This is a genomic window from Desulfobacterales bacterium (assembly GCA_029211065.1).
Classification (GTDB): Bacteria; Desulfobacterota; Desulfobacteria; order Desulfobacterales; family JARGFK01; genus JARGFK01.
On sequence record JARGFK010000181.1, the window covers coordinates 1 to 5,261 of the forward strand.

At 46.8% G+C, this 5,261-nt stretch carries 6 protein-coding genes; 3 read left to right on the forward strand and 3 right to left on the reverse strand.

The annotated features are described in order from the left end of the window. Window positions 1–80: 80 nt before the first annotated feature. The 3 genes from P1P89_21995 to P1P89_22005 all read right to left on the reverse strand — a co-directional run bounded on the left by P1P89_21995 (window position 81) and on the right by P1P89_22005 (window position 2,408). Window positions 81–998 (reverse strand): HD domain-containing protein, encoded by a 918-nt coding sequence (locus P1P89_21995; protein ID MDF1594191.1) that lies wholly within the window; start codon window positions 996–998, stop codon window positions 81–83. 170 nt (window positions 999–1,168) lie between these two features. After that, window positions 1,169–1,906: an AAA family ATPase gene (locus P1P89_22000; GenBank protein MDF1594192.1), complete on the reverse strand. Its 738-nt coding sequence runs from the start codon at window positions 1,904–1,906 to the stop codon at window positions 1,169–1,171. Window positions 1,907–1,931: 25 nt separating this feature from the next. Then, entirely contained in the window at window positions 1,932–2,408 is a 477-nt protein-coding gene (locus tag P1P89_22005) for a hypothetical protein (GenBank protein MDF1594193.1), read from the reverse strand. Between the two features lie 227 nt (window positions 2,409–2,635). Between P1P89_22005 and rlmD the strand changes: the two genes are divergently transcribed. The 3 genes from rlmD to P1P89_22020 form a co-directional block, all read left to right on the forward strand. Further along, window positions 2,636–4,024 carry a 23S rRNA (uracil(1939)-C(5))-methyltransferase RlmD gene (gene rlmD / locus P1P89_22010; GenBank protein ID MDF1594194.1) on the forward strand — a complete coding sequence of 463 codons (1,389 nt, stop codon included), beginning with the start codon at window positions 2,636–2,638 and terminating at the stop codon, window positions 4,022–4,024. 251 nt (window positions 4,025–4,275) lie between these two features. Next, window positions 4,276–4,608, forward strand: a complete 333-nt coding sequence (locus tag P1P89_22015; GenBank protein MDF1594195.1) for a hypothetical protein — start codon at window positions 4,276–4,278, stop codon at window positions 4,606–4,608. Between the two features lie 254 nt (window positions 4,609–4,862). Then, window positions 4,863–5,261 (forward strand): adenine-specific methyltransferase EcoRI family protein (locus tag P1P89_22020; protein ID MDF1594196.1); only part of this gene is annotated, 399 nt, incomplete at its 3' end.

Consider the following 5,261-nt stretch of genomic DNA (forward strand, 5'->3'; position numbering starts at 1 on the left):
TTTCCCGCTCCGAAACGCGGCCGCCCCGGTCACCGCTTACGCGGCCATGTCTAAATAATTTCGCACCCATTAGTAATGCTTCAGTCGATGAGAGCTGAATAGTTCGCGCGGACAATTCCCCCCCGCCTGAGATTTTTAAGATAACAGGTGTAATTGTCGCGACACCTTAAGGTAAGGCCTCTCAAATAATCGATATTATTCTCGATAGACTCTGAATACAGGTCGCGGTCTTCATTCCAGCGATCTTTGAAGTGCAGTCGCATAGCTGCGGCGACGCCGCTGAAATCGTTTGTCAATCTCTTCTGGGCGACGGATTCATAGAAGGTTTCTGTTTTTTGTAGAAGATCCAGCTCAGAGTCAAATCCCGGCAGTTTTGCCTCCTCAAACTCTTTATAAAGCAGCAGCAGTTTTTCCAGATAGCATCGATCCGCCATCTGACCCAACAGATCAGCCGACCCCACAATTTTACCGAGCATTTCAATTTCTTTGTTGCGAAAGGGGATGTCTTTAGGCTGTACGCTTAAAATTGTGCATTGTATCAAGGCCGCACAATCCTCGATGGTTTGCGGGGAAAAATTTATCTGGGCCAGATAGCCGGCCATGGCGGCTATGCTGCGTTCTTCATGGCCGAGGGTAAAAACAGCGCCGGATCCATTCTGTTCGGATTCCGACTGGATGAGGCCAACGTCATGAAAAAGAGCGGCTGCAAAACCCAGGAAAAGATTTTCTGAACTGTACGATTGCCCTTTCAGAAAACTGCCGTGCAGGAGCCGGGTTGCCGCCAGGACGACCAGAAGGGTGTGTTCCAGGTCATGGTATTTGGTGTTGCTGGCGCGAAAGCCGGGATACTGTCCATTGAATATTTTTACAACGTCCCAATAGAACCGGTCAAAAACAGGATCCGCTCCGGCGGGGGTTATCAGTGAACATATGTACTTGACCTCTTCTAAAACATCCTGCGGATTTGCATCGGAAACAAGGCTGGAAAGTTGCGTCATCAGTTCACCTTTTTCAGGGCTGATACCGAACATGATCTTGCATGAAAATTCATGAGAAACTTTTATGCTGCTGTATAAAAAGAATTTAGGATAAAATCAATTATAAAAATAATACCCAATTTCTTGAAAAAGGCAATGACATCCTCCAAAAAGTTCATCCGGCGGCGGTATCAGTCGGTTGTCCCGGCAACAACAGCGTTGATATACCGATTCCGGTCCTGCATGAAATCCTTATATATCCGGTAATGTTCCGTCTTTTCATATTCGATGATCCCAAGGGGAGTTTGATCGAAGCTGAAAATCGAGGTCTCCGGACATGCCATCAGAATGGGGGAATGGGTGGCGATAATAAACTGGGCATGACCGGATTGACACACCTGGATCAGCAATTGAAGCAATTCCAGCAGGCTTTTGGGCGAGAGGGCCGTTTCCGGTTCGTCCAGCAGATAGAGGCCTTTAATACTGAAGCGGGATTTGAAAAAAGACATCAGCGATTCGCCGTGGGATTGGGCCATCAGTGATTTTCCCCCAAAATAGTTGATAATTTCAGGGTCTGCCTGGGCCCATGTATCCAAGGCACGGGAAAAATTTTGAAATATTTGTGAAGCGAAAAAAGAACCGGGAACTTCATCCTTTTCCCATTCAACGCTGATGGCATGATGGAGTTGGTCCTCATATGGACTTTTTTGAAACCGCCGCGTTTGCATGCCACTCCAGATATAAATGCCGCATTTGCGGGCAATGGCTTTCAGCAGGGTGGACTTTCCGGAACCGTTTTCTCCTACAAAAAAACTGACGGGTGAATCCAGGGATATGCTTTGGGTGTGATTAAAAATATCAAGATTGAAGGGATATTGCTCCCGGGTGGGAAATTTTTGAGCATCAATGGTAATTTTTTTCAGGTGCATGCCGGTATCTTCCCGACAGTCGGTATTAGGCATCCAGTTTGGCCCATTTGTTTTCCTGGGTCATCCGTCCGCTGATACCGCAGTTGGGGCACTCCACCACCGTCGGCCGCTCATCGGTTTCAATCTTGATCGGTGATTTGCAGCCGGGGCACTTGATAATGGTCTGTTTCTTATTAACAGATTCTGTTGTTTTGGCATCCTTCTGGGCGATTGGGGCGCCGGATCCGATGGCTTTCATAATTGCTTTGCGTACAGCACCGCGGTCATCATTTCCGCCGAGAACCTGCAGCTTTTTATATTGATCTTTTGTGATAACGATTTTGACATCCAGCGTGTGCGTATTTTCCATCGCCTTATTGAGTTCTTCCAAGGCGGCTGCCAGACCCGCAAATTTCAACTCGCCGGACTGCATCTTCTCCTGTATTTTGTTTGCGAGGTCTTCAGCGGAAAACCACTCACCTTCAAATTTGATTTTTGCGTCATCCAGATTGATTTCACTCATGTAAAAACCCCCTTATTTTTATATATCCGCCCCCTATTTGATAAATATTTCGTTTTTTGTCAACAGTAATAATAATTTACCTTTATATTTCAATTTAATTTTGTGATAATACATCACATTGTCTATTTTTTAAAAATAGAATGGCAATTAAAATTCAGGATATAATTTTAACAGGTTAGCCAATCTTGTCTGTTGTCAGGTGAGAAGATGAACAGGAGTGTATGCTAGTGGCGGTGAAAAAAGGTGAGCTGCTGGACCTTAAAGTGTCGGATATGATTTTCGGCGGAAAAGGTCTTGCCAAAATTGACGGATTTGCAGTTTTTGTCGATCAGGCGGTGCCGCTGGATGTGGCCACCGTCCGTATCGTTAAAAAGAAAAAAAACTATGCGGAAGCACGCATCGTCCATCTGCTGAAACCTTCTCCATTTCGGGTGACGGCGCCGTGCCCTTACAGCGGGTATTGCGGCGGGTGCAAATGGCAGTTTCTCAGCTATGATCAGCAGTTGATATACAAGCGCCAGCATGTTGTGGATGCCCTTGAGCGGATAGCAAAGATTGAAGGGGTCAGGGTTCATCCTGCCGCAGCCTCTCCCCGGCAGTATGAGTACCGCAACAAAATGGAGTTTTCCTGTGCTGATAGAAGGTGGTTGCTGCCGGATGAATTGGGTCAGCCTGATATTGACAATAGTTTTGCCATCGGCCTGCATGTTCCCGGAACCTTCCATAAGGTTATGGATACCGCCGCCTGCCTGCTGCAACCGGAACTGGGCAACCGGATCCTGGATGAGGTCCGGAATTACATCAAAGCATCGGTAGCCCCGGTTTACGGACTTCGCAGCCATGAGGGGTATTGGCGTTTTGTGATGTTGCGGCATTCCGTCAGTGAAAATCAATGGATGGTCAATATCATTACCGCCACAGAAGATCGCAGCCAGGTTCAACCGCTGGCTGAGCGCCTGACGGCTTTGTTTCCGGAAATCGTTTCGGTGGTGAACAATATTACCGCCCGCAAAGCAGGGATTGCCGTGGGCGAGTATGAAATTAAGCTGGCCGGTTCAACTGCTATCCGGGATAAAATAGGTGCTTTTGAGTTCGAAATTTCCGCTAACTCTTTTTTCCAGACCAACACCCGCGGGGCGGAAAAGCTTTATGAAATTGTTAAGGCGTATGCCGGGCTTGGCGGCCATGAAACCGTTTTTGATTTATTCAGCGGCACCGGCACCATCGCAATTTTTCTTTCAAGCGCTGCCAAGGAGGTAGTCGGCCTTGAAATCGTCGAAAGCGCTGTGAAGGACGCCGGCAGCAACTGTCGTCTCAATAAGATTTCCAATTGCCGGTTTATTGCCGGGGATATCAGGGACAGTCTCAGCCGGATAGGTACCCGACCGGATGTAATGATCATCGACCCCCCCCGCACCGGGATACATCCGGACGTGGTCAAACAGATTATCGACATGGCGCCGGATCGGATGGTGTACGTGTCCTGCAATCCCGCCACCCTTGCAAGGGATTTGGAGATGTTGAAAGACGTCTATACTGTAAGGGAAGTCCAGCCTATGGACATGTTCCCGCATACCTTCCACATCGAAGCGGTGGCCCGGCTCGAAAAAAGATAAAGGAGAGTAAAATATCAAAATCTTTGTGGTTCCCCTGGTTTTAAGTTAGAGGGCAATATCGTTCTCAATCTGCATTGATATCTCATTTGGCCTGAACTCGGATTGTGGCAATAGTGCATCTATTGAAATTTTGAGCAATATCAGAGATAATCCTAATAAATTTCACTCCAACGCACTATTGTTGGGACTGGCAAGGAATGTTCACCCCCATTAATTGATAGAAGCAAATAAAAACAAGGAGGATTGAACCGATGAAAAGTATCAGACAAAATCTGCAAGCAGTCTCCAGGGAACTCAAAGCGCTATCAAAAAAAACGGAAAGCCTTATGAAGGAAATTAACAAACTTGAAAAATCACAACCGGCTAAAAATCCAAAAAAAGCATTTGTAAAAAAGAAAGTCAAAGGTTTGACTGAAACTGACAAAGTACTCAATATCATCAAAAGATCAAAAAAGGGGGTTGCTGTTACCACGTTAAAAAAGAAGACTGGGTTTAATGATAAAAAGATTTCAAATATAGTCTTTAGGGCATTTAAAGCAGGAAAGATTAAAAGAGCGGATAAAGGGGTTTATATGGCTGCATAAATGCACTGACCATATTCCCAGAAATCTTGGCGTGGACAATATCGAAATCATTCTCCAAATTTTAAATCAAATCAGACTATTGTAATTCCTGGCAAGGAGTGTATGCTCTATTTTAGTATGAGAATGGATATCTTAAAACACCGTAGATGAGGCTTTTTCTGTATATCTTTACAGGAGTGGAGTTATACAGGTCTTTAGAATCACTTGTTAGCCCGAGAAAACAAAAGGATACAACGCGAAGGAGATTGCGAAGGATGACGAGAATCTCTCTGAATCAAGGGCTCGCCGCCGCGAAGGCGGCCAAGCAGGACGAGTTCTACACCCAGTACGTTGACATCCAGACGGAAGTCGAAGCCTACCTCGAGTTCGACCCCGACACCTTCTGCGGCAAGATCGTCTATTGCAACTGCGACGACCCCTTCGAGAGCAACTTCTTCAAGTACTTCGCCGCCAACTTTAACAAGCTCGGCCTGAAGAAGCTCATCACTACCAGCTACGATGGCTCCCCCATCGCCGGGCAGATGACCCTGTTCCCGGAATACGATGAGGGCAACGGCAAGCGGAAGAAGCCCAAGGCGCTTGCCGTCATCCTCGACCACGTGAAGGACGAGGACGGCGACGGCGCGGCCAACGTGACCGACGTGGAGCTTTTC

Excerpts from the sequence above, each read along its gene's own strand:
- P1P89_21995 (MDF1594191.1), bottom strand. The coding sequence starts at position 998 with ATGACGCAACTTTCCAGCCTTGTTTCCGATGCAAATCCGCAGGATGTT.
- P1P89_22015 (MDF1594195.1), top strand. The coding sequence starts at position 4,276 with ATGAAAAGTATCAGACAAAATCTGCAAGCAGTCTCCAGGGAACTCAAA.
- P1P89_22005 (MDF1594193.1), bottom strand. The coding sequence starts at position 2,408 with ATGAGTGAAATCAATCTGGATGACGCAAAAATCAAATTTGAAGGTGAG.
- P1P89_22000 (MDF1594192.1), bottom strand. The coding sequence starts at position 1,906 with ATGCACCTGAAAAAAATTACCATTGATGCTCAAAAATTTCCCACCCGG.